The organism is Candidatus Poriferisodalis sp. (genome assembly GCF_965208485.1).
In the GTDB taxonomy this organism is placed as follows: Bacteria; Actinomycetota; Acidimicrobiia; order Acidimicrobiales; family Poriferisodalaceae; genus Poriferisodalis.
In genome coordinates this window covers 1,842,674-1,868,747 of sequence record NZ_OZ242344.1, presented here as the reverse complement: position 1 = coordinate 1,868,747, position 26,074 = coordinate 1,842,674, and the positions used below count along the sequence as shown (strand labels likewise).

The 26,074-nt window shown below is 66.8% G+C and carries 25 protein-coding genes and 1 pseudogene; 19 read left to right on the top strand and 7 right to left on the bottom strand.

Annotated features, from left to right (window positions below; translation table 11 throughout):
- The first annotated feature begins 2 nt into the window (after nt 1–2).
- The 6 genes from ACOGXQ_RS08640 (at nt 3) to ACOGXQ_RS08615 (ending at nt 3,592) form a co-directional block, all read left to right on the top strand.
- The gene (locus ACOGXQ_RS08640; protein WP_419946999.1) at nt 3–245 is read left to right on the top strand and encodes a hypothetical protein; all 243 of its coding nucleotides are present in this window, start codon (nt 3–5) and stop codon (nt 243–245) included.
- A gap of 141 nt (nt 246–386) precedes the next feature.
- Entirely contained in the window at nt 387–1,046 is a 660-nt protein-coding gene (locus ACOGXQ_RS08635) for an enoyl-CoA hydratase/isomerase family protein (protein ID WP_419946998.1), read from the top strand.
- A gap of 1 nt (nt 1,047) precedes the next feature.
- Nucleotides 1,048–2,130: a CoA transferase gene (locus tag ACOGXQ_RS08630; RefSeq protein WP_419946997.1), complete on the top strand. Its 1,083-nt coding sequence runs from the start codon at nt 1,048–1,050 to the stop codon at nt 2,128–2,130.
- The gene (locus ACOGXQ_RS08625; protein WP_419946996.1) at nt 2,123–2,845 is read left to right on the top strand and encodes an enoyl-CoA hydratase/isomerase family protein; all 723 of its coding nucleotides are present in this window, start codon (nt 2,123–2,125) and stop codon (nt 2,843–2,845) included. Before ACOGXQ_RS08630 ends, ACOGXQ_RS08625 begins: the two co-directional genes overlap by 8 nt.
- Nucleotides 2,846–2,987: 142 nt before the next feature.
- On the top strand, nt 2,988–3,197 hold the full coding sequence (locus tag ACOGXQ_RS08620; RefSeq protein ID WP_419946995.1) for a YlcI/YnfO family protein: 210 nt from the start codon (nt 2,988–2,990) through the stop codon (nt 3,195–3,197).
- Nucleotides 3,194–3,592, top strand: coding sequence for a type II toxin-antitoxin system death-on-curing family toxin (locus tag ACOGXQ_RS08615; RefSeq protein WP_419946994.1), 399 nt, complete (start codon nt 3,194–3,196; stop codon nt 3,590–3,592). Before ACOGXQ_RS08620 ends, ACOGXQ_RS08615 begins: the two co-directional genes overlap by 4 nt.
- Nucleotides 3,593–3,639: 47 nt before the next feature.
- On the opposite strand, the gene ACOGXQ_RS08610 is transcribed toward ACOGXQ_RS08615, so the two are convergent.
- On the bottom strand, nt 3,640–3,741 hold the full coding sequence (locus ACOGXQ_RS08610) for a hypothetical protein (protein ID WP_419946993.1): 102 nt from the start codon (nt 3,739–3,741) through the stop codon (nt 3,640–3,642).
- 228 nt (nt 3,742–3,969) lie between these two features.
- On the opposite strand from ACOGXQ_RS08610, the gene ACOGXQ_RS08605 reads away from it, so the two are divergent.
- Nucleotides 3,970–5,592: an ATP-binding protein gene (locus ACOGXQ_RS08605; protein ID WP_419946992.1), complete on the top strand. Its 1,623-nt coding sequence runs from the start codon at nt 3,970–3,972 to the stop codon at nt 5,590–5,592.
- Between the two features lie 507 nt (nt 5,593–6,099).
- Here ACOGXQ_RS08605 and ACOGXQ_RS08600 read toward each other — a convergent pair.
- Together ACOGXQ_RS08600 and ACOGXQ_RS08595 are read right to left on the bottom strand one after the other, a co-directional pair.
- Complete coding sequence (locus ACOGXQ_RS08600; protein ID WP_419946990.1) at nt 6,100–7,272, bottom strand: amidohydrolase family protein; 1,173 nt, start codon at nt 7,270–7,272, stop codon at nt 6,100–6,102.
- Between the two features lie 25 nt (nt 7,273–7,297).
- A complete protein-coding gene (locus tag ACOGXQ_RS08595) occupies nt 7,298–7,888 on the bottom strand; it encodes a disulfide bond formation protein DsbA (RefSeq protein WP_419946989.1) in 591 nt (196 codons plus the stop codon).
- 521 nt (nt 7,889–8,409) lie between these two features.
- Here ACOGXQ_RS08595 and ACOGXQ_RS08590 point away from each other — a divergent pair.
- Nucleotides 8,410–9,891 (top strand): hypothetical protein, encoded by a 1,482-nt coding sequence (locus ACOGXQ_RS08590; RefSeq protein WP_419946988.1) that lies wholly within the window; start codon nt 8,410–8,412, stop codon nt 9,889–9,891.
- 124 nt (nt 9,892–10,015) lie between these two features.
- Here ACOGXQ_RS08590 and ACOGXQ_RS08585 read toward each other — a convergent pair whose 3' ends face one another.
- The gene (locus ACOGXQ_RS08585) at nt 10,016–12,694 is read right to left on the bottom strand and encodes a CaiB/BaiF CoA transferase family protein (RefSeq protein ID WP_419946987.1); all 2,679 of its coding nucleotides are present in this window, start codon (nt 12,692–12,694) and stop codon (nt 10,016–10,018) included.
- 106 nt (nt 12,695–12,800) lie between these two features.
- The gene (locus tag ACOGXQ_RS08580; RefSeq protein ID WP_419946986.1) at nt 12,801–14,165 is read right to left on the bottom strand and encodes a serine hydrolase domain-containing protein; all 1,365 of its coding nucleotides are present in this window, start codon (nt 14,163–14,165) and stop codon (nt 12,801–12,803) included.
- 154 nt (nt 14,166–14,319) lie between these two features.
- On the opposite strand from ACOGXQ_RS08580, the gene ACOGXQ_RS08575 reads away from it, so the two are divergent.
- Complete coding sequence (locus tag ACOGXQ_RS08575) at nt 14,320–15,894, top strand: class I adenylate-forming enzyme family protein (protein ID WP_419946985.1); 1,575 nt, start codon at nt 14,320–14,322, stop codon at nt 15,892–15,894.
- An 8-nt stretch (nt 15,895–15,902) separates the two neighbouring features.
- On the opposite strand, the gene ACOGXQ_RS08570 is transcribed toward ACOGXQ_RS08575, so the two are convergent.
- On the bottom strand, nt 15,903–16,148 hold the full coding sequence (locus ACOGXQ_RS08570) for a hypothetical protein (protein WP_419946984.1): 246 nt from the start codon (nt 16,146–16,148) through the stop codon (nt 15,903–15,905).
- 141 nt (nt 16,149–16,289) lie between these two features.
- On the opposite strand from ACOGXQ_RS08570, the gene ACOGXQ_RS08565 reads away from it, so the two are divergent.
- The 4 genes from ACOGXQ_RS08565 (at nt 16,290) to ACOGXQ_RS08550 (ending at nt 20,073) form a co-directional block, all read left to right on the top strand.
- Complete coding sequence (locus ACOGXQ_RS08565; RefSeq protein ID WP_419946983.1) at nt 16,290–17,459, top strand: amidohydrolase family protein; 1,170 nt, start codon at nt 16,290–16,292, stop codon at nt 17,457–17,459.
- A 374-nt stretch (nt 17,460–17,833) separates the two neighbouring features.
- Nucleotides 17,834–18,454 (top strand): hypothetical protein, encoded by a 621-nt coding sequence (locus ACOGXQ_RS08560; RefSeq protein ID WP_419946982.1) that lies wholly within the window; start codon nt 17,834–17,836, stop codon nt 18,452–18,454.
- Between the two features lie 412 nt (nt 18,455–18,866).
- Nucleotides 18,867–19,658 (top strand): hypothetical protein, encoded by a 792-nt coding sequence (locus ACOGXQ_RS08555; protein ID WP_419946981.1) that lies wholly within the window; start codon nt 18,867–18,869, stop codon nt 19,656–19,658.
- A complete protein-coding gene (locus tag ACOGXQ_RS08550; protein ID WP_419946980.1) occupies nt 19,639–20,073 on the top strand; it encodes a calcium-binding protein in 435 nt (144 codons plus the stop codon). The genes ACOGXQ_RS08555 and ACOGXQ_RS08550 overlap by 20 nt, the downstream gene beginning before the upstream one ends.
- A gap of 242 nt (nt 20,074–20,315) precedes the next feature.
- Here ACOGXQ_RS08550 and ACOGXQ_RS08545 read toward each other — a convergent pair whose 3' ends face one another.
- Complete coding sequence (locus ACOGXQ_RS08545) at nt 20,316–21,353, bottom strand: nucleotidyltransferase domain-containing protein (protein ID WP_419946979.1); 1,038 nt, start codon at nt 21,351–21,353, stop codon at nt 20,316–20,318.
- 218 nt (nt 21,354–21,571) lie between these two features.
- Between ACOGXQ_RS08545 and ACOGXQ_RS08540 the strand changes: the two are divergent.
- The 6 genes and pseudogenes from ACOGXQ_RS08540 to ACOGXQ_RS08515 all read left to right on the top strand — a co-directional run bounded on the left by ACOGXQ_RS08540 (nt 21,572) and on the right by ACOGXQ_RS08515 (nt 25,987).
- Nucleotides 21,572–22,026: pseudogene (locus tag ACOGXQ_RS08540) on the top strand (CoA transferase).
- A gap of 132 nt (nt 22,027–22,158) precedes the next feature.
- Nucleotides 22,159–23,328, top strand: coding sequence for a DUF1015 family protein (locus ACOGXQ_RS08535; RefSeq protein ID WP_419946978.1), 1,170 nt, complete (start codon nt 22,159–22,161; stop codon nt 23,326–23,328).
- Nucleotides 23,329–23,341: 13 nt separating this feature from the next.
- Nucleotides 23,342–23,896: a bifunctional adenosylcobinamide kinase/adenosylcobinamide-phosphate guanylyltransferase gene (gene cobU, locus ACOGXQ_RS08530; protein WP_419946977.1), complete on the top strand. Its 555-nt coding sequence runs from the start codon at nt 23,342–23,344 to the stop codon at nt 23,894–23,896.
- Complete coding sequence (locus tag ACOGXQ_RS08525) at nt 23,889–24,971, top strand: nicotinate-nucleotide--dimethylbenzimidazole phosphoribosyltransferase (protein ID WP_419946976.1); 1,083 nt, start codon at nt 23,889–23,891, stop codon at nt 24,969–24,971. The genes cobU and ACOGXQ_RS08525 overlap by 8 nt, the downstream gene beginning before the upstream one ends.
- 83 nt (nt 24,972–25,054) lie before the next feature.
- Nucleotides 25,055–25,816 carry an adenosylcobinamide-GDP ribazoletransferase gene (cobS, locus tag ACOGXQ_RS08520; protein WP_419946975.1) on the top strand — a complete coding sequence of 254 codons (762 nt, stop codon included), beginning with the start codon at nt 25,055–25,057 and terminating at the stop codon, nt 25,814–25,816.
- Between the two features lie 48 nt (nt 25,817–25,864).
- On the top strand, nt 25,865–25,987 hold the full coding sequence (locus ACOGXQ_RS08515) for a hypothetical protein (protein ID WP_419946974.1): 123 nt from the start codon (nt 25,865–25,867) through the stop codon (nt 25,985–25,987).
- The last annotated feature ends 87 nt before the right edge of the window (nt 25,988–26,074 follow it).

Sequence of the window (26,074 nt, the reverse complement as noted above, 5' to 3'; positions counted from 1 at the left end):
CTGTGGCGACCAAGGCTGGAGAGCGTCTGGATTTTGACGGCGGTGTACAGGTCATCGTCACCAAGGGCGGCGACGCAGACATTTCCGCTGCGGCCGGCGGCGAGGGCCTGAAGGTAGGCAAGCGCTACCAAGACGAGGATTCCGGTATCGAGGTGCTTGTCACCAAGCCGGGCGCGGTGACCTTGCAGTGTGACGGCAAGGACATGGCGATGCAGGAGCCGAAGAAGACCAAGTCGGCCGATTAGGCCGATCAAGCCAGCGCTGGGCCGACTGAGGCCGATCAGCCGACACGGGGCCGACGGGGCCTCATCGAGCCATCGGCGCCGGCCACCCAAGGGGGTGGTGGCACCCTGAACCGCATTGAGCATCTCCTGAGCGGCGGCGAGATGAACCGCGCTGCCGCGCGTGCGCTGGTCGAGCTGTGCGTGGACGTGCGGGAGGCACGCGAACCAGCCGTTGTGGTTCTGCGCAATGCGCCCGGCACCGACTTCTGCTCGGGCGTCAGCTTCGATCCGCTTGAACTCCAACCCGATCCGGCGTCTGCGCTGGCCACGGTGCGGGGACCGGTGGTGTGTGCGATCAGCGGCGAATGCTCGGGCCCGGGTCTGGAGATCGCCTTGGCGTGCGATATCCGCCTGTGCGATGCAAGCGCTCGCTTCGCAATGCGAGATGCGCTGGAAGGCCGACTGCCGGCATGGGGCGGCACCCAGCGCCTGCCACGCGCCGTCGGCGCCTCACGAGCGAATTCGATGCTGCTCTTGGGGACCGAGATCGATGCGGCCACAGCGCTTGAGTGGGGACTGACACACGCGGTCGAGGCAGACCTTGACGAGGTCATTGACCGCTGGCTGGACGACTTGGCCGGCGCGGGGCCGCTGGCGCTGGAGTTCGCCAAGGAAGCGGTCCACCGGGGCTCGGAGTTACCCCTCGCGGACGGGCTGCGCCTCGAAGGCGACCTCAACCACCAGCTCGCCGCCACCGACGACCGCGCCGAAGGCCTCGCGGCCTTCTTCGACAAACGGCCGCCGGACTTCGCAGGGCGTTGAGATGAGCGACTGGCTGCCGCCGGGTTTGTTCGACTATGGCGCCGAGCTGGCCACCGAGGCTGATCGGCGGCTGGGTGCCGGTGTCGCTGGCGACGCCGCGTGCTGGATCGACATGCCCCGGCGTCTCGGAACCGCCGATGAGCCCTCCGAGCCTGTCCGCTGGGGCGACGGCGCGCTGTGCGTGGATCTTGGACCCGACGACAGCGAGACCTGGGAACGGTTCGCCGAAGTGCACCGTGACCAGGCTGATCCCGATGTCGTTGCTGCCGCAGCGCAGGAATGGCGCCTGCCGGTCACTCCGTTCCGCCGGGTGTCGGAGGCGGCTGTCGAGACTGCCGCGCCGGCGCCGAGCTGCGAGCCAATGGGCCCGGCATCTCTCGACGGCAAGCAGATCGTGGACCTGACCTCGATGTGGGCTGGCCCGCTGTGCACCGAGCTGTTGGGCCGTGCTGGCGCCGAGGTCCGCAAGGCGAGCTCGGCGGCGCGGCCCGACGGTTTGGCGGGCACGGCGATGTACGCGGAGCTGAACGCCCATAAGACAGCCGTTGAACTCGATCCCCGGTTCGGCGCGGACCGCGATGCTCTCGAGAGACTGCTGGCGACAGCAGACCTGCTCGTCACCTCGCTCTCACCTAGGGCATTGGCCAATCTCGAACTGCTGCCCGAGCAGCTCTGCGTCCGTCACCCGCGGCTGCACACCTTGGCGATCACCGCCTTCGAGCCGGATTCGCCGGAGTGCTGCTGGATCGCGTACGGCACCGGCGTGCACGCCGCCTCTGGCTTGGGCTGGCTGGGCGATGAACCTCAGGCACCCGCGTACTCCTACCCCGACCCACTCGCCGGCCTGCTGGCAGCGCGTGTCGCTGCCGAGCAGATCGTCGGCGCAGCGGCGCAGCACATGCGCGTGTCGCTGGCAGGCGCGGTCGCGCCGCTGGCTGAATGGGCATCCTGCCGCCGCACCGCGGGCGCCCTGACAACCCTCGCCAGGTCGCCGCACGACGCTCCCGGGCCGATGGCAGCAGCCCCAAGCGTCGACAGCGCCACGACACCTGGTTCCGCTTCCGGCGGTGGCCGTCATGGCTGAGCGGATCCGGCTGGTCTTCGGCCACGACGGCGTAGCGACGATCACGCTGTGCCACCCGCCGCTCAACATCTTCGACCTCGAGATGCGAGATGGTCTCATCGAGGCGATCACGGCCGTACGTGACGTGCCCGACGTTCGGTGTGTGGTGCTCGCCGCCGAGGGCAAGCACTTCAGCGCCGGCGCTGACCTGTCCGAGTTCGGCACCGCAGAATCGATCTTCGACGCCAGGCGGATCCGGTGGGATCGCGATCCGTGGCTTCCGCTGGTGAACCTGCCGGTGCCCACCCTGTGTGTGCTGCACGGCTACGCGCTGGGCTCGGGCCTGGAGATGTCGCTGCTGTGCGATCTGCGCATCGCCGGCGATGACGCCGTTCTGGGCCTGCCGGAGACCAAGCTCGGCATGCTGCCGGCCGCCGGCGGAACGCAGAGTCTCACTGCGGTCATCGGCCCGACGGCGGCCTTGCCGATAGTGCTGAGCGGCTGCAACATCGACGCAGTCGAGGCCCACCGGCTCGGCATCGTCGCCGAAGTGGTGCCGACCGACGATCTCGACAGCCGAACTGTCGAGCTGGCAGGGCAGCTCGCCCGCATCCATCAGCCGGTCGCGAAGGCACTGCGCCGCTGCCTGCGTGCCGCGAACGACCTACCGCTCAGCGACGGCCTCGCTGTCGAGCGCCGCTGGGCACGCCTTGCAGCCGCCGGTGTCGGCGGTTGAGCGCGAGCCAAGTCCGCAGTAGTCGCCGACTCTCGTGCGGGTACACGCAGCAGCAGTTCCGGTCACGTCCTGAAGGCTGGCGGGCCCCACACGGTTCAAGTCAGCCGTTGAAGCAATCGCGATATCGAAATATCATGATGCGATGACAAGACAGACGACGGTTCGCCTGCCCGACGACCTTGCACAGGAAGCGGAGATCGTTGCCCGCGTGCAGGGGGCGAGTGTGAACCAGCTCATTGTTGATTCGTTGCGCGCCGAGATCGACCGCGTGCGCGCAGATGCTGACTTCACGGCTGTCGCAAGACGCGTACTGGAGCGAGATCGCGAGCTGCTCGAGCGGCTCGCGCAGTGACGAGATACTTGGGACTCGCGGAGTATCTCTGGCTGGCCGAACAGGTCACCGGAATCGAGGCCGAGAAACTCTCGAGGCTGGCGCGCATCGAGCTGGCGGACTCGGCTCTTCACGCGCCGCAGGCCGTATTCGCCGGTACAGAGTTCTATCCGGATGTGGTGGACAAGGCGTCTGTGCTCTGCTGGCGCTTGGCGCGTAACCATCCGCTGCCCGATGGCAACAAGCGAGCTGCGTGGGCAGCGCTGTCGGTGTTCATTGAACTCAACGGCGGACGGTGGGATCCAGATCCGCCTGATGTCGACGATTCAGAGCGAATGATGCTCGGCGTGGCTTCAGGTGCCGTTGACGAAGACTCGCTGGCAGCGTGGCTTCGCGGGCACGTCCGATTTGACTGAGCATCGAGGCTTGCACGGCCATCGATCCCTCAGTGCGTGCTGCGCACTCAGCGGGAGACGACGCAGAACTCTGTGCCCTCGGGGTCAGCCATCACCGTGGCCAGGAAGCCCAGGTGACCGGAGGTCTCGCCGGCGGCGGGCACGAGCACCGAGGCACCGAGCCCGATCAGCCATCGGCAGGCCCAGCGCCGCCTCTTGGCGACGGGGCATCGGCGCTTCGGTCTCGTACTCGGTCAAGGGATGCTCTGACCCCATCTCGGAAGCAAGCCGCGTTCGAACGCGAATAAAATGCTTAAGATCCACGTAACCGTTTCTTAGTGAGGGTTGATATACTTATTACCATCAGACAAACATGGACGTGAAAGATCGGGGCTGCGATGGCGATCCGAGACGACGATGGCGACGGAAGAGATGAAGCCAACCTTGACCTGTTGTTCAGCAACGAGGACTACGTCAATGAGATCATCAACGGTCCGGATGCAGGGGGTCAGCGGCTGCGCTTGCTCAGCGATCAGAACCCATGGCATCGCACGGGTGCGGTGCCGGCCGCGCTCGCGCCGCCGACGGAGCGTCCGCTCGCACGTGTGCTCTGGCGGAGCATGCTCGCCGATGGTCTGCTGCGATGGCACGTCATCTTGGGCCCGCGCCGGGTCGGCAAGACCACCGTGCTGTATCAGACGGTCGCTCATTTGCTCGCAGCGAGGATCGAACGCCACCGCATCTGGTGGCTGCGCCTCGATCATCCGCTCTTGATGGACGTGCCGCTTGGCGAAATCGTTCAGAGCATCCTCGCGTTCGCACGCTCCTCGGGAAGGCGAGGTGCGTCGCCAGAGCAGCCGATCTTTCTGTTCCTCGACGAAGTCACCTACGCCGACGACTGGGACCTCTGGCTCAAGACCTTCCATGACGAACGCTGGCCCGTCCGCATCGCTGCGACATCGAGCGCCAGTGCTGCGCTTCGACGACGCCGGCAGGACAGCGGGGTCGGACGCTGGCGGGAAGTCTCGCTGGCGCCGTGCTTGGTCTCCGAGGCGATGCGGTTCGTCGCGTCACCTGCAGAGCAATCTCGCCCAGAAAGACCGCTCGGTTCATCTCTAGCCGACGAGCTGCGTCAGCTCGAGGAGGGGACGACATCCGACTTCGCTTCGTCCGAGGCGGCCCGCATGCTGATGCTCGTGGGCGGCTTTCCCGAACTCCTGCTGCATGCAGGACAGGCACGAGTGCCCCGCGAATACGGTCCGGTTGCCGACGAGGGGCCCTTCACCGATGCGCTGATCGCCGCTCAGCTCAGCCTGCGGGAGGACTCCGTCGAACGCGCGGTCTACAAGGACATCCCGCAAGCCTTCCAGATCGACAATCCGATGATGCTCGAGCGGCTGCTGTATGTGCTCGCCGGCCAAGTCGCGCAATTGCTGTCGCCGTCGAATATTGCCGCCGGCCTGCGGTTGTCGGAGGCGACGATCGAGCGGTATCTGGCCTACTTGGAAGCCGCGTTCATCGTCTTCACGTTGCCCAACTATGCGGGAAGCGAAGCGAAGGTGCAGCGCCGCGGCCGCAAGATCTACTTCATGGACAGCGCCGTGCGCAGCGCGGTGCTGCAGCGAGGACTCGCGCCGCTGCGATACCCCGGCGAAGCCGGTCACCTCATCGAGAACATGGCCGCGTCGACGCTGCATTCCCTGGCGACGCAGGCGGGGGCGCGGCTGTATCACTGGCGCGAAGGACGCCACGAGGTCGATCTGGTCTACGACGACCTGCGGGGCCCATTGGCGTTCGAGATCACGTCGACGGCGCTGCATGACCTGTCCGGCCTGCGCGCACTGATCCGCCGTCATGACCGCTTCGCAGGTAACGCGTACCTCGTCGGACGGGATCTGCCTGTAGGCCATCCCACCGATGCGTCTGATGGCATCGGCACACTGCCGTGGGACGTCTACTTGACAACGGTCAGCAGACTCGCAGAGAGCGCCATGATGACCCGCCTCGGTGCCGCAAACTGAATCTCGATTGGCCGACACATCATCCACGTATGTCAACCCTGCGGGTTCGGGAACCTCGCTGATGATGCTGTTGCCAATCGCTGCAGTGACTACAGCGGGCCTCTGGGCTGCAGTTCAGCGGCGTCTGAATGGCGGATTCGCGTGATGTCTAACTGCGACCGACTTGGTCGCGTGGGCCAGCAAGCATCTCCGTCGCCGTGTGCTTGCTCCAGTTCGAGTTGGCGTCGCGGCGTCGGCACGATGTCTGTCTTGAACGCCGACGCAGCAGCCGAGCCGAAGGGACCCCGGGGGACCCTCCGCAAACTTCGACTGCATGCCCTGTCCAAGACAGCGGCGTTCAAGACAGGCGCAACCGTAGTTGCGTTGAGCCGCTCAGCCCGAACTACCTCCGAGCCGCCAGCAGCCGCGCGTTCCCGCTACCGCGAGCGTTCTCGTGCCGTCGCCAGGATTAGCTTGGGCGAGCGGGCCCCGAGTGCGGACCGCATCAGGGCTGGCCAGCCAGAAGCGTCAGAGGTCGATGCGGTACAGCTCGGACGCGTTGAGCGACATGATGCGCTCGACATCGTCGCGGGGGATCCCTTCGAGCGCCTTGGCCAAGTCGTGATCGTCGCGCGGATACAGGCAGGTGGGATGCGGGAAGTCGGTCTCGAACATCAGCGACTGCGCGCCCACGTACTCGACGGTCGGCCGCACGGTGGACCGCTCGAACCAGAAGCACCCGTAGAACTGCCGCCGGAAGTACTCCGAGGGCAGTATCGACAGCTCTGCCAGCTCGTTCGGCGCGGTCTCAGCCATCTGGTGGTCGAGCACCTCGAGAAAGAACGGCAGCCAGCCGACGCCGCTCTCCACCGAGACGATCTTGAGCTCGGGAAAGCGCTCGGGCACGCCGGAGTAGATCATGTTGCCCACGACCCGTGCGTTGCCCATGAACAGGTTGGCCGAGCCGACCGCCAAGCACCGCTCGGGTCCGAACGACGGCCACGGCGCCTTGCCGTAGTAGTCGAGGTTGCCCTTCGACGAGCCGATGTGAAAGTTGACCGGCATCGCGAGGTCCGAGCACACCTGCCACACCGGATCCCAGTGCGGCGTCGCCATGTCGGGCAGGCCGGCTTCCTCAGGATTGGAGCACGTCACGATGCCCCGCAGCCCGTTGGCGTGGCAGCGCTCGATCTCCCGCACTGCGGCGTCGAGGTCCCACCACGGCAGCAGCGCCATGCCGAACACCCGCTGGCCACTGGCTTCCTGGAACTCGGCCAGCGCGTCGTTGTAGATCTCGACCGAGATGAGGCGCAGCGCGTCGTCGGGCGACTTCAGGAAGTTCTGGTTCCCGAAGCCGGCCACGTTGGGATACATGATCTGCGCCTCGAGGCCGAGCTGGTCGAGCATCTCCACCCGGGCCGCGGCGTCATAGCTGGCGCGGTGCACCATCTCGTTGTCGAAATCGAAGAAGACCGTGCCGGTGATCTTCTCGCCCGCAGGGTCCACCACCGACGACGCAATGGGCAGCCCGATCGGGATGGCGTCATCGAACCACCAGCGACGCTTGCCGCCTCTGGTCTCCATGCGCGGCACACGGTCGCGGTACTTCGCGGGCGCCCGTGACGTCCACAGGTCGTACGGCTCCGACCAGTGACTGTCGGTGTCGATGATCTTGAGGTCGTCGAGAATCGTGCCGCTCATCGACTCACTGCCGCGGTCTGGAGCCTCAGCCCACTGGCGGGACGGTGACCGGGCGCTCGCCGAACTCGGGCCGCTCGGTGCGGGTCTTCTTCAGCTCCCAGAAACCGTCGATGTCCATCATCGCGACCATGCCGTCCCACAGTTTCAAGGCGTCTTCGCCCTTGGGCGCACGAGTGATCACCGGGCCGAAGATGCCCACACGCTCGCCGTCAGCGCGATCGAGTGCAATGATCGGGGTGCCGACGTCCTCACCCACGAGCGCCAAGCCCTCATCCATGCGTGAACGGATCTCGGCATCCCACTTCTCGTCGTTGGCTGCCTTGGCGTGGGCGGGATCGATCCCCAACTCTTCGAGCGCCTTGGCGATGTCGAAATCGCGGTCGCCGTCGTGGTGGATGCGGCTCGCGAAATCCCAGTAGACGCCGAACACAGCGTCATCGCCCTCGGCGGCCCGGATCGACTCCATGACCCGCAGCTGCCCGTGCGTGCCGACGACCGCGTCGTAGTACTGGCTGTCCGTCGGGGGATTGTTCTTGAAGAGCAGGCTGATCGGCTGCCACTTCACCTTCAGGTTGCGCTCGGAAGCGACGTCATCGACGACCCACCTGGCCGTCACCCAGCACCAAGGTCAGATGGGGTCCACCCAGAACTCGATCTCGGTGTCCGTGCCAGTGTCAGTTGCCATGCGGGCAATCTACCCGTGATGTGCGGGACCCATCAGGGGCACGACACGCCGTCTGGGTGGACAGCTGCTGCATCGAGGTGCCGTCGGGGTTCGAGTAGTCGCGTTTGTCTATGCCCGTGCCCCACATCGGGCCGTCCATCGCGTGGGTCACGATGCCGCTGCCGCGATACCCCGCCTGTGCCTACGGGTCGTACTGTCCGAATCGTGTGATCGAGGCGAGCACGACGCGGGCCGCAGGCTGTGCAGGGCCTCATAGCCAAGGCCGATGCGGTCGAGCCGATGCGGTCAGATGGCCCAGCGGGAAGGATCGGCAGCACTCAGCCCATCGCGGCTGGGAATGGGGCCAGCGCCTCAGAGAAGGCCCGAAGTGTGGTATGCCGTATGGTGTTCAATCGGCAGGCATGAGCGCAATCACTTGAGTTGCTGACTCTTGCTCAGAGGGGGTTGGAACGATGAAGATCGCACGGCGCATGGGATTGGCGCTCACAACGACAGCGCTGCTGGTCGTGCTTGTCTCTTTCCTGCCTTCTCCGTCTGCGGGTGGGCAGACGTCTGACGAATCACCGCTCGCGATTGAGATCACCATCGCTGACAAGATCAGGTTCGCTGACTCCACCGTGTCCACGGCGCTCACGTCCACAGTGCTGGACTGGGATGTCGGTGGGCGTAGCCGCCGCAGTGTCAGACCCGTCGCCTTGGAGGCTGATATCGAGAGGGTCTCAGTAACGGTTCGGCCTTCCGCAACCACCCGGGTCGCGCTGTCGGTCAGCGGGTCCGACGAGTGGGTGGAGGGATCGCCGGGACAGGCAGTGGTGCTGGCGAGCCACCCGACCAACCTCAGGGTGAATATTCGTGTGACGCCGATGAATGGAGCGCCCTTGGGCAAGAGCTTGGTCTTTTGGAGCTGTCATAACGGTCTCGGTGCGGGCCGGGTCATCGCAGTCGAGGGCACGTGCATCTACTTGCGCTGGGCAGTCTGGCTCGTTGCTGATGGCTATGCCGTCGACGCTGCTGTCGAGCAGTTCAACGAGCGCCCGGGGTGGCAGGTCGATTCCGTCAACGGGCGGCGAGTCGTCGGCGAGCATGTTCCCGACAATCTGACTTGGGACGAGTTGGAAGCCGAACATGACGAGATCCGCGATCAGCCGTGGGCTGCGGAGGTGTATGCGAGCACGCTCTCGTGGGAGGAGGTCGTTGGCAGTGGTGAGGGTGCGTCGATGTCTGGGGGTGGTGAGGAGGTCGTTGGCAGTGGTGAGGGTGCGTCGATGTCTGGGGGTGGTGAGGAGGTCGTTGGCAGTGGTGAGGGTGCGTCGATGTCTGGGGGTGGTGAGGAGGTCGTTGGCAGTGGTGAGGGTGCGTCGATGTCTGGGGGTGGTGAGGAGGTCGTTGGCAGTGGTGAGGGTGCGTCGATGTCTGGGGGTGGTGAGGAGGTCGTTGGCAGTGGTGAGGGTGCGTCGATGTCTGGGGGTGGTGAGGAGGTCGTTGGCAGTGGTGAGGGTGCGTCGATGTCTGGGGGTGGTGAGGAGGTCGTTGGCAGTGGTGAGGGTGCGTCGATGTCTGGGGGTGGTGAGCAGGCCGGGCCTGGCTTCAGCAGCGACGGTGAGCGGAGCAGCCAGAGTCCCAAGGGGGATGTCTACGTGGTGAACGGGTGGAGTCCTGCGGATGTCGGCCTCGCGACGCTGCTCGCATCCCGAACGCTTGGCTCTTCGGTCCTGTACACCGTTGGAGACGAGCTTCGTTCGGCTATTGCGGAGGCGCTGATCGAATTCAATCCCGAACGCGTCGTCATCATCGGCGGCGTTGCTGTGGTGACTGAGGAAGTGCAAGCCGCCATCGCTGCAGCGGTGCCCGATGCCAAGATTGAGCGCATCGCCGGCGCGTCACGCATAGAGACTTCCGTAGAGGTAGCACGGCTGGCAAGAAGTTCGTCGTAAGTCTGCGCCTCGAGACCGAGTCGGGCGAGCATCTCCGCCTCGGCGGCTCGGATCGACTCCCTGCCCGTGATGTGCGGGACCCATCACCATCAGGGGCACATCACGCCATCAGGCAGGCCAGCGGCTACATCGAGGTGCCGTCGGGGTTCAGGTAGTCGCGGGTGATGTGCCCCTCGTCGCAGAGCGCCTGCCACTCGGCATCGTCAAGGCCCAAGATCTGCCGGTAGACGTACTCGTTGGCGTCGCCGAGGATGCCGATGGGACGCCACGGCATCTCGGGACCGTCCCAGCGCCACTGGCGTCCGGGGAAGCTGTGCCAGCCCTGCTCGACCGAGCCGTTCTGGCGGAACCAGCAGCGATCACCCATCTGCGGGTCGGCGCGCAGTTGCGACTCGCGCAGCACCGGTCCCGCAGGCACGCCGGCTTGCTGGCACTGGTGGAACACCTCGGATGGGGTGCGCTGCTGAGTCCAGGTGCTGATCCGCTCGTCGATCTCGTCGTGGTGGGCTTGGCGCCCTGCCAGCGTGGCCAAGCGCTCGTCGCCGCCCATCGCCGGCGCGCCGTCAGGCCGGCCGTGGTCCAGGAGGCCGGCCAGCGCTGCCCAGTCGGCGTCGGTCTCGCAGGCGATCACCGCCCATTCGTCGTCGTGGTCGGGCCGGGCGGGATCGGTCGCACAGCGGTAGCAGCCCTGCGGAGCGCGAGCCACCGAGCGATTGCCCAGCGGCCGGTGACGGGTGCCGTTGGCGGCAGCGTCGATGAAGTACTCGCCGATGTGCTGCATCACGTTCTCGGACTGCGAGAACTCGATCAGCTCGCCGATGCCGGTCCCACCGCTGCCGTCGATGCCGTCGCGCCGACCCAGCACCGCCAGCACGGCGAAGGCGGCGGCGGCGGCGCTGGCGGGGTCCATGTGGAACACCGAGGTCAGGCTGGTGGGATCGTCGTCGGCGTAGCCGCGCAGGCCCGTCAGCCCGCACAGCGCCTCGAAGTTGGCGCCGAAACCGACCCAGTCCGAATACGGGCCCTCGAGGCCCATCGGCGGCATGCGCAGCACGATCGTGCGCGGATTGACGGCGTGGACGGTTTCCCAGTCGAGCCCCAGTTTCGGCAGCACGCCGAGGGAGTTGTTCTCGACGATCACATCGGTCTGCTGCACGAGCCGGTGCAGCGTCGAGCGCCCGAGCTCGGTCCGCGGGTCGAGCGTGCAGCTCAGCTTCCCGCGGGCATGAGCGCTGAACAGGTTCTGGCGGTTCCACGGGCGCCGTCCGGGATCGTGATCGGGGTATCCCGACAGCGGCCCCAATTCGGGATTGATCTCCCGTGGCGGGCGAGGCATCAGGCCCCGGGTCGCCGTCGGGAACACGTAGGGGTTGTCCACTCGGATCACCTCAGCGCCGAGATCACCCAGGTACATGGTGCAGGCGGGTCCGGCCCACACGACCGTCAGGTCCAGCACCCGGATGCCGCTGAGCGGCAACCGCGTGGGTTCTTGGCGGGCCGGCCCGATGTCCGGTGAGCGAGGATTGCCGGCCTCGTTCGTCGCAGCGATGCCGGGTGCTGCGAGGCCAGCACGTACCTCGGCATCGTGCTCGCCCAGCAGCGGCGCATGCCGCGGTGCCGGCGACGCCTGATCGGATGCGTCGCGCGGGTCGACCCGATGGAGGCGAAACGGCGCACCGAGCTGCCGGACCGTTCCCGCTACCGGATGCTCGACGGGCACGAAGAAGTCTCGTGCCGCAAAGTGCGGATCGTCAAGCAGATCGGCGGGAGCGTTCAGCGGGGTCACGCCCCACTTGTTGACTTGTGCTGCAGCGCCGACCGTGCTTTGGGTGTGGCCGGCCAACCACACGAAGAGTGCAGTCTCCACCATGTCGGGAAGTTCGGGATCTGCCAGCCACGCAGGACTCGCAAAGCGTTCCGCCAGCGAATTGCCGTCACCGCTGTCGCCGCCGAGGCCTGCGCTGGTGAGCGTCTGCACCATCCGGGGGGCCCACGACGGCAAGGTGAACACCAGCGCCCAACCGTCGGCGGTGGGGTAGAAGCCGACCGGCGACGCTCGCTGCGGCTGGCGCACGTCTCTGCTGACATCGGTGCCGGTCCACGCCTCGTACAGCAGGTAGGACGCTCGGCGGTCGATGGTGCCCGCCTGCGCCTCGAACGCCGACACGTCGATGTGAAACGAGCGACCGCTGCGCTGGCTCATCTGGTACGCCGCCAAGGTCGGCACTGCTGCCAGATTCCCGACTTGGTACGAGGTGACGTCGCCGCTGAGCTTGACGGGCTCGCGTTCGTCGATGCCCGTGCCCCACATCGGTCCGCCCATCGCATAGGTCACGATGTCGCTGCCGCGGTAGCCCGCCTGTGAGTACGGGCCGGACTGCCCGAACGGTGTGATCGAGGTGAGCACGACACCGGGCCGCAGGCTGCGCAGCGTCTCGTAACCCAGTCCTATTCGATCCAGATGGCCTGGTGGGAAGGCCTCGATGACGATGTCCGAGCCCGCAGCCAGTGACCGGACGAATGCAAGGTCGTCGGCGCTGGGCTCGGCGGCGCCGATGTCGGCAATCACGCTGCGCTTGTTGGTGTTGAGATGCAGGAACAGCGGTGACCTCTCTGCGGCGTCAGCACCCGATGCCGGTGCGGCTGCGTCGCCCCAGGGGCCGTGACGCCGTGCGGCATCGCCGCCGTGCGGCTCTACCTTGACGACGTCGGCGCCATGATCGGCGAAGAGCTTCCCCAAGTACGGACCCGAGATTCCTGTTGCCAACTCCAGCACCCGGATACCGGCCAACAACTGGCTCACTGCTGCCCCCCTTGCCCGACTCGCCCAGGCCAGACGATCGGGGCAAGTATTGCCGATGACGCATTTGTGATGACCTTGGCCGCCTGCCGGCCGCAGGAGAGGCACATCAGTTCATGGTCGCCAGGATCGGGGCCAGCGATTCCAGCAGGGCTCCGACATCCTCGTCGCCCTCGAGGCCCAGCAGGTTGGTCGTCAGCGCGATGCCGAGATCAAGTGCAGGCGCGTATGCCGCGATGGTGCGGAAGCCCGGCACGCCGCCGCCGTGGCTGTAGATCGTCACGCCCAGCATCTCGCCGGTGGAGATGCCCAATCCGTAGTCGTTGACGGGATCCGGGTGACCCGTCGTCATGAGAGTGACCTGCTCCTCATCGAGGACGTCCCCCGCGAACAGACCCCGGATCAGCATCGCCGCATCGCCGATCTGCGTTTCGATGCCGCCGCCGGTCCAGCCCGCTGAACGGGCCAAGTCGTTCGGGATCGTGCCGATGTCCACGAAGATGGCGTCGCCGTGGGTGATCTGGTTGTCGCTGGTGAGTCCCATCAGCGGTCCCAATATGTAGCCGAGCGTCCCGCCGACGTACCCGTTCGCCGTCGGCTCGGGCGGGAACTCGTCTGGCGTCAGGTAGGTGTGCTGCAAGCCGAGCGGCTCGTACACACGAGACCGCAGTTCCGCGGCTGCCGTGTTGCCGGTGACTGCTTCGATGAGCAGGCCCGCAGCGAGATAGCCGGTGGTGTTGTAGTGACGTTCGGTGCCCAGCTCAGCTACGGGGCCGTACTCGGAAGCAAATTGCAGGATCTCTTCAGGCGAGATCTGCTCTGCCAGCCGGGGCGCTGCGAGTTGGTAGAACTGCACGTCGAACGCGTACTCGACAAAGCCCGAGGTGTGCCCGAGAAGGTCACGCACCGTGACTGCAGCGGCGTGCTCGTAACCCGGTGCCCAGTCACCGCCCAAGTACTGAGCGACCGGGGCATCGAGTTCGATGAGGCCTTCGGATACGAGCTGCAGGATCACCGCCGCGGTCACCGGCTTGGTGACCGAACCGATACGCATGTGATGATCGACGGTCATGGGAGTGCCAGTGGCGATGTCGCTCACGCCCCAGGCGAAGGTTGCGGGCTCGGCACCGCCTTGGGTGATGGCCAGCACGAGGCCCGGTGCGCCAGTGCGCTCCATCCAGTCCTCGATCGCGGCGCCGAGCGGATCGACTGGCTCGTCTGAGGACTCGGCCCCGCCATCGGCCTCAGCCTCCTGCTCGTCTCTTGACGCAGCGATCGCGGGCGCCGCCGTGGTGGATGTGACTGTCGTCGCCGGCGCGCCAGTCGTCGCCGGCGGCGGGACGGAAGTCGTGGACGCTGGTGCCGCGGTCGTCGTCGGCGCAGTGGCGGTGGTTGTCGGCACTGCTTGGTCGGTGCTGCTGCAGGCGGCTGCCAACAGGCCGAGACTCAGCAGAGCAGCCGCCAGTCGCCTCATGCGCGCAGCGTAGGGAGTGTCCGGCAGAATGTGTCGCCGCCTGCGCCCGGTCCGGGTGCGCTGGCAGTGACACATTGCGAATGGACATCGTGCGATCATCTGCCGTTGACTTTGCGGAATCGGGCCGCGAGGCCGCATCGAATAGGGGACTGACGTGAATCTCGGAATGCTGCTCTTCATGCCGGCGGCCATTGCCGGCGAACAGGTCATCCTGATCGACACGTCGACGGAGGCCGGCGGCGGCGCGGCCCGCGAGGTGACCTACCAAGAACTGCTCGACAATGTGGGACGCACAGCCGGAATGCTGACCATGCTCGGCGTCGGTGTGGGCGATCGGGTCGGCATCTTCGCCACCAACAGCGTCGAGTGCGTGGAGGCGATCTTCGGCGGTGCGTTCGTCGGCGCCACCGTCGTGCCGATGAACTTCCGCGCCGGCGCATCCGAGACAGCGCACCTGCTCAGCGACAGCGGCATCAGCGTGCTGTTCACCGAGTCTCGTTACAGCGACCTGATCGAGCAGAACAAGCCCGCTGACCTCGAGCACGTCTACCTGCTGGACGATCCGTCGTCATACGCCGCAGCGCGCGATGAGGCGTTCGAGCTGCCCGTGCCCGAAGACGTCGATCCCGGTGGACTGTGCACGCTGCTGTACACCAGCGGCACCACGGCCATGCCAAAGGGCGTCAAGCTGACCAACGGCGCCCTGACCGGCTACGTCATGGGCACCAACGACGCCGCGACCGGCGAGGACATGGGCCGCATGGCGGTGGCGGCGCCGCTGTACCACATCGCAGGGTTGACCTCGATGCTGAATGCCCTCTACAGCGGGCGCGTGGTGGTACTGCTTCCCCAATTCCAAGCCGACTCATGGATCGAATGCGTCCAGCACCACGGCGTCACCCACGCCTTCCTGGTGCCGACGATGCTCGCCCGGGTGCTCGAGGCGCCCAACTTCTCGGCCGACGCATTCGGCGGCCTCGAAGCGATCACCTACGGGGCGGCGCCGATGCCCCCGTCAGTGATCCGGCGTGCGATCGACGTGTTCCCGTCCAACGTCGCGTTCGCGGGTGCCTACGGCCAGACCGAGACGACCTCCACGGTGGCGGTGCTGGATCCCGACGATCACCGGATCGAGGGCAGCGCGGAAGAGAAAGAGCGCAAGCTGCACCGGCTGTCGTCGGTCGGCCAGGTGCTCGAAGACGTGCAAGTGCGCGTGGTGGATGCTGACAGCGGCGAGGTCGTAGCGCCTGGCGTGATCGGCGAGGTGCAGCTGCAGACGTTCCGCGCCATGGACGGCTACTGGGGCAACGACGAGAAGACGCGCGTCACCATCGACGACGAGGGCTGGGTGCACACCGGCGATCTCGGTTACCTGGACGACGATGACTACCTGTTCCTGCACGGCCGGACCGGCGACATGATCATCAGGGGCGGCGAGAACGTGCTGCCCGATGAGGTCGAGGCCGTCCTGTACGACCATCCCGATGTGCTCGAGGCGGCTGTGGTGGGCTTGCCCAGCGAGGAATGGGGCGAGCGCGTGGCCGCCGCCGCCGTGGTGCGCCCCGAAGCTGGAACTTCGGGCGACGACCTGGTTGCCCATGCCCGCGAGCGGCTGGCCCCATTCAAGCGGCCTGAGTTCGTGCACCTCATGGGCGAGCTGCCGCGCACCTCCACCGGCAAACTGCTGCGCCGCGATCTCATCCCCATGCTCGACGAGTTGGGAATCTGAGCCTCGGTTCAGATCTTGGGGTTGCCGCCGCCTGTGCCTGCTGCCGGCGCAGTCGCGTCGTCCGGGATCCCGATGCGCAAGTAGCCCTCGACGCGGGCGAGTCGCTCGCGGATGTCGATGATGTCGTGCCGCAGGGCGGCCAGTTCGGTACGCATCTCGGCCCGCAGTCGCTCGATCGAGCGCTGTTGGTGCCACACGATCACAAGCACCGCGACCGCTATCGAGATCACTTGAGTGAGGACCACGGCGTCCACTCCTTCAACATAGCAAACCGTGCGGACTGTAGCGCCAGCGATGTCAAATATAAAATTAGTTATTGAAAACTACTGAAAGATTGTCAAGACGAGGGAGCCGTGAGTAGCGACGGCAAACCGCGTTGCGGTAAGCACGACGACGTGGCACTTGGGTACCGGGACGATCATCTGCATCTGCTGGCGTGTGCCGCTGTACGCCGATCAGTGGATGTGCGCGACGCCGCCTCGATGGCTGAGCTGCTGGGCACGATCCGCCAGGCCGCGCAGGAGCGAACTGCGGGCGAGGGCCAGGCAGCATGGCTGCGCGCGTGGGGCTATGACGACGCGTTGCTCGCCGAGCGGCGACACCCGACTGTCGCCGAACTGGACGCCGTGACCGGCGGCCGGCCGGCAGTGCTGCACCACATCACCGGCCATCTGGCCGTGGTGAACACTCCGGCGGGCCGGGCGCTCGGTCTGGAGGCAGGCGGTGTGCTCGTCGAGCGACATGATGTGCTCGCGAGGGTGCCACGGCCCGACCGCGCCCGGACCGTGATCGGTGTCGCCGGTGTGCTGGGCGACTTGGCGGCAGCGGGCATCAGTGCCTGTACCGATGCGACCCACACCAACGATCTTGCGGCACTGGAGCTGCTGGCCGACGCGGTTTCCATAGAACCGGCGGTAGCGGTTGCTGCGATGGTGGGAGCAGACCGACTCGACACGCTCGGAGGCCACTGCTTCGGGATGGCGGTCAGCGGGACCTCGGATTCAGGCGTGGCTTCCGGCAGCGTGCGCATCGGCCACGCCAAGGTGATGCCTGCTCACGATGACGACAGCGCAATCGCCGACTTGGTGGCGGCGGCCCGCGCGCACGGCTTTCCGGTCGCGATCCATGTCATGGACATCGACACGTTGCACGTTGCGCTGGATGCACTCGAGGCGCACCCGCTGCCGTCGGCCGGAGCAGCGACGAGAGGGGCTCAACGCAGCGCGCCCGGCCGCAGCGCGCCCGACCGCATCGAACACTGCGCGCTCGCGCTGCCCGAACAGCTCGACCGCATCGCCCGCCTTGGCGTCAAGGTCGTGACCCAGCCCAGCTTCGTGACCCGTCGGGAGCAGAAGTACCGCGACCAGCTCTCGCCGGTCGAGCAGGAATGGCTGTGGCCGCTCGCCGGCCTGCTGCGCCGCGGCATCGAGGTCTCATTCTCGTCAGACGCGCCGACGGTGCCCGCGGATCCCAACGAGTGGATCGCAGCGGCCACCGGTCGGAACATGGCCCCCGCCGAGCGCATTGACGCCGACACGGCTCATCAGCTCTGTTGGATTGCCTAACGCGCGTCTGCTGGGATTGGTTCCTTCAAGTTGCTCCTGCGACAAGGCCTCTCGGCGCGTCGCTGGTGCAATTGGTGAGTGCCGAGACAGCCGCAGCTACGAGTCCGCTACGACTCGGTCCAACGGTGTCGAATTGCCTGCGTGGTGGCCCATGCTGCGTCCCCGGCATATGGGACGCTGGCAGCCTTGTTCCGAGGCATGTCGCCGTGGTGGCCCAGACGTGATGAGCGGGCGAAGTCGCGATAGAGAATTGCGAAAGACTATTCTCACAATTCGTGAGTTTTCGTGAGTTTTCGGGGGGGGGGGGGGGACTCTTGGGCTGGCCTGCGCGCGGCGTGATTCGCTGGCGGCCTTCGATCGTCGCTGTCATCGCGATGTTCGCGTTGGTTCTGCTGCCGTCGGCGACGACAGGCGCACAGTCGAGCGATAGGGGCACATGCGGCAGCAATTTGGGGACGCTGTCCGCGGCATCTGTTTCGTTGTCGGAGTCGGGGACGATTGACGCGGACCCCGATTGCGTTTCTTCGCTGCGTGATCCTGCTGATGCTGAGAGCGTGTACTACGCGCGGCGTCACACGTTCACGCTGGATGCGGCGGCGACGGTGTCGACGTGGGTGAGCAGTTCGCAGGTGAACACCTACATGCTCCTCGTTGAAGGGTCCGGCGGTGATGGCTCGGGGGTTGTGCTGGCGCGCAGCGGGGTGTCGAACTGGGTGCTTGGCGCCGGGACGTACACCCTCGAGGTCACCACCATTGCTGCTGAGGACACTGGCGCCTACACGGTGGGTGCGAGCTGGGCGCGGGCGGACGAGTGTCTTCGCGATCTGGGGGTTCTCAGCGGTGGCCCCGTCGGCGTCGGGGTCGGGCACCGTCGCGAAGGATCCCGGCTGCACATCCCCTTCGCGGGCTGGCGACAGCGGCGACGTTCACTACGCGAGACGGCACAAGTTCACCCTCGAGACCGCATCGACGGTGACTGTGCGGGTCGGACCTGAGAGCTCAGAGGCGTTCGTGTCGCTGATCAGGGGCGACAGCCCAGGACGGCACGGGCACCGTGATCGGCAGCGCCTACGGACGAGATGAACGCTGCAGGTTCTATCTCCGCCCGTGCTCGCCGAGCGCGCCCGCGATGCTGAACCGCCAGCGGCTCCCCGCAGGCAACTACACCATCGAGGTATCGACCAGCACTGCCGAGGCGACCCGCGCCTACGACATGTCGCTCGACTGGGCCCCGCTGTGGCGAGACGTGTCCGTCACCGACGCGACCGCGTCCGAATACGACGGTGCCGTCGTGATCACGCTCGAAGCGGCGCCGCCCGAAGGAGTGACCGGACCGGTGGGGAAGTCGCGCCCGCGGTCCTTAGTTGGTCCACTGCGCCCGACACCGCGATCGCGGGCTCAGACTTCGTGGCCTCCTCCGGCACGGTCACCATCACCTCAGACCGCAGCCGAGCAACCATCACCGTGCCGATCGCCGACGACACGCTCGCCGAGAGTGCCGAAACGCTCGTCATCAACCTCGCAGGCATCTCGGGCGCCACTCTGGCCAGCGGCTCTGTAACAGTCACCATTACCGACGACGACGGTACGTCGGCGCCGGTGACCGCTGAAGAGACGTGGACGCTGACGCTCCGTGAAGGTTCGACCGAGCCCCTGATAAGCGAGTGGATCGACGGTGCCGACTGGTTCGCCGGTACCGATGTGCGCAGATACGTGCTTCTGGATCTGAAACCGGGCAACTTCATGGATGTCGCAGTCGCGGCTGAGTTCCTGCCCGGTGAGGTCGTGCTCGAGGGGCGAATCCCTCTCACTCTGCGGGAATCGGGCGGTTTCGCCGGCTGCAATGCCGGTCCGGCCGAGTTGTTCGTAGGCGGGGCTTTGCTGCGGTGGTGCCGTTACGACTTTCAACCGACCCAGTTGGCTGCTGTGACCGAATTGCTTGGTCAAGAATCGCTCACGCTCAGCGTCGACAGGCTCCGTGCGTCGACCTGCGTGGAGCCGCGTGTGTCTGCTGTGGTGGCCGGGGTGTTCGATATCGCCCAGCCCGGTTGCAGCGCGTGGGCGGATGTGTTTGTGGACGTGGAGCTGTCGTGTGAGGGCGGCACGGCGGGCAGCGGCGGGTACCGCACCGGTGTGGAGGTGCTGACCGGATCGGCGGCGCCGGTGGACTCTTCCGGCGTTGCCGGATGCCGCGGTTGACGCGGCGCCGCGGGGCTATGCAGTTGTCGCGACTGGAGCGAATCGTGCCGGCACGCTCGACGGCGGCAACGGCGACGACACCATCTGGGGTGATGCTGACGCCGACACCATCACCGGCGGCGCAGGGGCCGACAGCCTCCACGGCGGTCCCGGCGACGACCGCCTCGACGGCAACACCCAGAACGACACTCTGTGGGGCGGTCCCGGAGCGGACACAGTCGACGGGGGAGGCCACGACGACGAGCTCCACGGCGGCCCGGGTGAGAACACGCTTCGAGGCGGCGCGGGCGACGACCGGCTGTGGGGAGGCATTGACGCTGACAGCCTCGACGGAGGCAACGGCACCGACCATCTCGACGGCGGGCCCGACATCGATGCCTGCACCAGAGCGGACAGCGAATCGGGCTGTGAATGAGCGAGATAGTCGAGCCAGAGGGCCGTGACTGCGCTCATGGGCGGCGCGTGAGTCTCTCCGACGGTGCCGAAGTCCTGGTGGACGGCGGTGTTCGCGCGGACACGGAACTGTCGTCAGAGACCGCCAACCCTGACCGATGCAACATGAACAACCTCAGAACCTGCTGCGCCAAATCTGAGGCAACACACTTGAATGTGCCGAAGGAGTCCGGCATTGAACGTCTTGTGCGCGCACTCTTGCAGTCAGCGGCGCAGCCGACCGCCCTGAAGTGCGGTTTGTTCCCCGCCGGGGAGCGCTGCTGCGACGCCAGTCACCACATCGCCTGCGCTCATGACGGTCTGCGCCGTGGACAGCCTCCGCTGACAGGTGACCATTCGTTCGTCGTCCGGTGATGCTCCTGCGTCGAGCACTCGGTTCAATGTGGCCTCGGCTGCGGTGACAGCGGCGCTTGTGAGCATCTGGGCGAGTCGCTCTGTTCGCTCTTTCGTCGCCTGAGGCATTGACGACGGGTAGGTGCCGCCGATCCGCCAGCTGCTGATGTCATCCCAGTCCTCGAGGCTCGGCCTCATGGTGTTGGCCCGAAGCGGCTCGAGGGCCGCCACCAGGTCGTCCGGCATCGGCCCCGCCGCCTCGATCAACTCCGCAATCTTGTGCCTGCGCTCCGAGACAATTTCGTTCACGGCCGACAGCGCCTTGATCGAGTTCTCGATCACCATCGAAGCATCAGCGCACAGACTTCGCAGACGGCTATGCCTGACGCTCTCGTCGATCTCTTCGGTCCCGTCGACGACCACTAGTTCGCCGGCGCTCGGGCGACAGGAATCGGCCATCTCCCTGAGCGCCTGCGCCACGCCCGTCAGGCGATCAACAGCCTCACTGAGGTCGCTGTCCGGCATGCCTAGCTCCTTGCCCCAGTCCACTGCCGTCGGCTCTCGCTCGAACAGCGTCATCCGGCGACGATTGATCGCCGCTTCGAATGAAGACTTGACCTTGCTGGTGCGGTGCTCCCACTCCGGCCAGTCGGTGACATGCACCTCGACCGGCACTCCTGCCGCGGCCAGACACTTCGCTTCGAGCCGCCATCTGCGCGGGTAACGCTCGTCGTAGTCGATGTCGTCGAACACAGCCACAAGGTCGACGTCACTGCCGGGGCGTGCCCGTCCCTCCGAGACTGAGCCGTGCACCAGCACCAGTGATGCGCCTTCCTCGGCGAGCACATCGGCGGCGGTACGTGCGTGCTCTAGTGTCGGCACTATCCGTGCGTCTTCTCGCAGTGCCATGGACGCACAATAACGGAGTTCGCTCGGTGGCCTGCCTGGCGTTCGCAAGGCAATGGCCTGCCCGGATTACCGCTGCCTGTGTTCCGTCGTTGATGTCGACCGCCGGGGCGCCACTGAGCTGAGCCGGCGTTGGCGCGCTGACGGCGCACGGCGGCCAGCCCAGCCACAGGCGGCTCTTCTCAACTGCTACCCGCTGCAGCGATGGCGAGTGGCTCTGGATGCTGGGCCTCGAAGGCGACCGTCACTGGCCCAATGTCATCGCGGCGATGGATCGTCCCGACTGGGGTGACGACCCGCGCTTTGCTGACATCGTGCTGCGACTGGAGAACGCCAAGGCGCTGACGGCGGAGATGGATGCCGTCATGGCCGCTCGAACGCGTGCAGAGTGGGCGACATCTTTGATGCGAACGATGTCTGGTGGGCTCCAGTGCAGTCGACGTGGGAGATGCGATCGGATCCGCAGGCCCGTGCTGCGGGCTGCTGGGTGGAGGTGCCGACACCTGAGGGCGGTGCCATCGAGATGGTCGCGACACCGGTGGATTTCTCAGCCAGCGCTTGGGCGCCGGCCGGTCCCTCGCCCGAATTGGGTCAGCACACCGAGCTGATCCTGCTGGAGCACGGCTACGGGTGGGATGCCATCGAGCGGCTGAAAGCGGCCGGCGTCGTCCCCTGATGCGAGATCGATGAACGGGTCGCGCGTCGAGACAGATGTCGGGGGTGAGATAACTTCGATCCGTCGCGTCGTCGTGCGCCCCGAACACCGCATCACGGGCGAGCGAGACGGTGCGGCGGGGAGGGAGAGCGGATGATCGAACCGGTCAGCGCTCGTGTTCTGACACCCGAATGGGCGCCCACGGTGATCCCCGCGCCGTATGACTCGCTGACGCCTGACGAGCGTGCGCAGCACCTCGCCACCAATCCCGACTCGTTCGCTCACGTGGCCGGTACCCCGCTCGAGACCTTCGGCCACCCCAGCGAGCACCTGCGCCACGCCACCCGAAGCACCCAGGCACTGGACCGGCTGATCGGCCTCGGCGCCTTCGGCGCCACCCGGCCGCCGAGCCTCTATGTCCACTGTGTCGAGGCCGACGGTTACGCCCAGCATGCGCTCCTGGGAGCTGTCGATCTCGACACGCATGAGCTGCGGCCCCACGAAGACACCCAGCCGGGCCGGGTCCACGGCTTGGCGGTGCATTTCACCGAGGTCGGCCGCATGTCCAGCCCGGTAGTCGTCACTGCGCCGAGTCTGGACAACGTCGCCGAGGTCATCGAGGCCACGCTGGCAGCAGCCGGCGATCCCTCGCCGCTCGAGCCGCTGCTCGACACCAAGACCGCTGACGGGGCCCGCGTCACGCTGTGGCCCGCGGTGATCCCCAGCGAGACCAGCGTCGATCTGGAGGGCCCGCTGTACATCGTGGACGGTCATCACCGGGTCGCCGCTGCCCGACAAGCCGGCTTCACTCAGGTGCTCGTCGCACTGGTGCCCGCCTCAGAGCTGCACCTCGGCAGCTTCGACCGGGAGCTGAGCGAACTGGACATGATGCCCCGGCGTGTGGCCGACCACATGAGTGCCCGCTGCGATGTCGTCGAAGTCTCCGATGCCACCGAAGCTCGGCCCACAGATCCTGGGTCGGTCGGCTTTGGCGTCGCCGGACACTGGTTCCGGGCGCGGCGCCTCGACGTCGATGCCCGGGCCGATGTGCCATCGGGAGTCGACCCGGCGCGGGGACTCGATGCGGCGTTCGTGCACGACTTCGTGCTGGCCGAGATCTTCGGCGTCACCAACGCCTCGGATCCCCGCATCACCTACCGACCCACCAGCGTCGCCATCGCCGACGCGCCGGTCACGATCATGCTGGCACCGGTGCCGCTCCGTGCAGTGTTCGACGTAGCAGATTTCGGCGGCGTGATGCCTCCGAAGACCACGTACTTCTTGCCCAAAGCCCGATCGGGTGTGCTGCTGGTCCGCTGCTGATGCGACGCGATACATGCTGATCGCGCTGACCGGCGGCGCTCGCAGTGGGAAGTCCCGAGCCGCCACGGCGACGGCGACGTCGCTGGGTGCTCCGGTGACCTTCATCGCGACGGCCGAGGCCGGTGACGGCGAGATGGCCGAGCGCATTGCGCGCCATCGAGCTGACCGGCCCGAGGCGTGGGCAACGGTCGAGTCCCCGATCGATCTGGTGGGCGCGGCCGGATGTGTGGATCCCGCCGAGACGATCATCATCGACTGCTTGTCCATGTGGGTGGCGAACCGGATGCTGGAGGGCAGCGCAGATGACGAGAGTGCCGATGCCGCACGCCTGGGTGAGATCACCGCCGCGACACGCGAGCTGGTTGCTCATCTGCGAGGACGGGACGGCACCTCCATCGTGGTCACCAACGAGGTCGGCTCAGGCGTAGTCCCCGCCACACCGCTCGGGCGCGTGTACCGCGACGTGCTGGGATCAGTGAATCAGATCGTCGTGGAGGCATCCGACCGGGCGTACCTCGTGGTGGCGGGCAAGCTGCTGGAACTCTCCGGGCCTGACGGCGGTGCCTGAGGCCGTGCCGGAGACTGCGCCCGAGATCGCGTCTGGGACAGGTTCGTCGGGCCGGCCCTCGTTGCTCTCCCAGATGCTGGCGGACCTGCCGAAGCCTGATGAGACCGCCCGACGGGCCGTGGCTGACCGGGCGTCGCAGGTGCTGCGACCGGCGGGTGCGTTCGAGCGGCTGGATCAGGTGGCCGTCTGGCTTGCCGGCTGGCAGCGCACGCCGGAGCCGACAGTCGAGCGGCCGGTTGCGCTCGTGTTCGCAGCCGACCACGGCGTCGCCGACGAGGGCGTGAGCGCGTATCCCGCCGAAGTGACTGCCGCGATGGTGTCCGCCGTTGACAGCGGTGTCGCCACGGTCACGGCGGTCGCCCGCCAGGTGGGTGCAGTCGTGAGATGCGACGACGTCGGCGTGGGTGTGCCGACGGGCAACATCCGCACGCACGATGCAATGGGCGCCGACGAGTTCGACGCGGCCGTCAGCGCAGGCGCACTCGCTGTCGAGCGCGCCGTCGAGGCTGACCGAGCCGATTTGCTGGGGCTCGGAGAGCTCGGCATTGGCAACACCACTGCCGCGGCTGCTGTGTGCGGGTTGCTCTTTGCCGACGATGCAACCTCGTCCGCTGAAGCTGCGGCCCGTTGGACTGGACCGGGCACGGGGGTGCAGGCAGAAGCGCTCGATCACAAGCGGGTTGTCGTGTGCGATGTGCTCGAACGGGTGGGCCGCGTTGCACCCATGGAGGCGCTGCGCCGAGCGGGCGGGCGTGAGCTTGCGGCTATCGCCGGAGCGGTGGCTGCCGCACGGCAGCGCTCGATTCCGGTCATCCTCGACGGGTTCATCGGAACGGCTGCGGTTGCGCCGCTGGCACTGGCGACGCCGGGCAGCCTCGACCACTGCATCGCCGGGCATTGCTCCGCCGAACCTGGCCATGGGGAGCTGCTGGGCAGGCTCGGGCTTGAACCGCTGGTGCGCCTGGATCTGCGGCTGGGGGAGGGAACTGGCGCACTCATCGCGGTGCCGCTCGTGCGAATCGCCGCCGCGGCCGTGACCGACGTCGCCACCTTCGCCGAGTGGGGCCTGGCGTGAGCTTGCGAAACGTATTGGATACAGCGTGAGCTTGCGAAACGTATTGGATACAGCGTGAGCTTGCGAAACGTATTGGATACAGCGTGAGTCTGCGGTACGCGTGGGCGTTCCTGACCCGGCTGCCGGGTGGCGCACACCCCTCGACCGAGCGGGATCTCGGCCGAAGCGTCCCGTGGTTCCCGCTGGTCGGCGCGGTCGTCGGGACGCTGAGCGGCGGCGTGTTCTGGGCGACCTGGACCCCGCTCGGCGCGCCGTTCGCCGCAATCCTCGCCGTCACCACGGGCGTCGTCGTCACCGGTGCATTCCACGAGGACGGTCTCGCCGACTCAGCAGATGCGCTCGGGGGGACGACTCCCTCCCAGCGCCGCGAGATCATGAAGGACTCCCGACTCGGGACGTTCGGAACGCTTGCGCTGGTGCTGGCGACGCTGGTGCAGGTCTTCGCCGTCATGCCGCTCAGCGCACGGGACGCCGTGATCGCCATGGCCCTTGCCCATGGCGTGGGCAGGGCGCTGGCGGTCACAGCGATGGCATCGATGCCGGCAGCGTCAGGCTCAGGTTTGGGGCACGGCTACGCGGCCCACCTTCGGGCGGCGCCGTGCGCCCTGTCGATTCTGGCGAGCTACGGCGTGGCGTTCGCGCTCGGTCCGGTGGGCGTGTTCGCCGTCGGCGCTGCCACCGGGGCAGCGCTGGTGGTGGCACTCGTGGCCCACCGCCGCTTCGGCGGCATGACCGGCGACGTACTCGGCGCGATCAGCCACCTCAGCCAGATCGCCGCCTTGGTCACGGTGTCACGCCTGCTGGACGACTTCGGCTGGTTCTGGACCGGCTGGTCCTGGAACTAGAGTCCTGGCCCGACGTACCGCCCTCCAGTTCGGATAGACCGACTGCGCATGCGCAAGCCGACCGATTCCTCGGCAGAGGACAGAACGAGAAGCGACGGGTTCGCTGCGCTCGCCGTCCTGCTGCTGACGATCGCGTTCATCGTCGCCATCATCGTGTTCGCGATCGCCTAGCCCGGCGCGAGGCGTCCACAAGCATTAGACATTTGTGGTCCGGCATCGGAGAGACAGGCGGCGGCCGACTCGGCGCGTCATCAGGCC

Coding starts and splice junctions, on each gene's coding strand:
- ACOGXQ_RS08635 (WP_419946998.1), top strand. CDS start 387: ATGAACCGCGCTGCCGCGCGTGCGCTGGTCGAGCTGTGCGTGGACGTG.
- ACOGXQ_RS08630 (WP_419946997.1), top strand. CDS start 1,048: ATGAGCGACTGGCTGCCGCCGGGTTTGTTCGACTATGGCGCCGAGCTG.
- ACOGXQ_RS08625 (WP_419946996.1), top strand. CDS start 2,123: ATGGCTGAGCGGATCCGGCTGGTCTTCGGCCACGACGGCGTAGCGACG.
- ACOGXQ_RS08620 (WP_419946995.1), top strand. CDS start 2,988: ATGACAAGACAGACGACGGTTCGCCTGCCCGACGACCTTGCACAGGAA.
- ACOGXQ_RS08605 (WP_419946992.1), top strand. CDS start 3,970: ATGGCGATCCGAGACGACGATGGCGACGGAAGAGATGAAGCCAACCTT.
- ACOGXQ_RS08600 (WP_419946990.1), bottom strand. CDS start 7,272: ATGAGCGGCACGATTCTCGACGACCTCAAGATCATCGACACCGACAGT.
- ACOGXQ_RS08590 (WP_419946988.1), top strand. CDS start 8,410: ATGAAGATCGCACGGCGCATGGGATTGGCGCTCACAACGACAGCGCTG.
- ACOGXQ_RS08580 (WP_419946986.1), bottom strand. CDS start 14,165: ATGAGGCGACTGGCGGCTGCTCTGCTGAGTCTCGGCCTGTTGGCAGCC.
- ACOGXQ_RS08560 (WP_419946982.1), top strand. CDS start 17,834: ATGTTCGCGTTGGTTCTGCTGCCGTCGGCGACGACAGGCGCACAGTCG.
- ACOGXQ_RS08545 (WP_419946979.1), bottom strand. CDS start 21,353: ATGGCACTGCGAGAAGACGCACGGATAGTGCCGACACTAGAGCACGCA.
- ACOGXQ_RS08535 (WP_419946978.1), top strand. CDS start 22,159: ATGATCGAACCGGTCAGCGCTCGTGTTCTGACACCCGAATGGGCGCCC.
- cobU (WP_419946977.1), top strand. CDS start 23,342: ATGCTGATCGCGCTGACCGGCGGCGCTCGCAGTGGGAAGTCCCGAGCC.
- ACOGXQ_RS08515 (WP_419946974.1), top strand. CDS start 25,865: ATGCGCAAGCCGACCGATTCCTCGGCAGAGGACAGAACGAGAAGCGAC.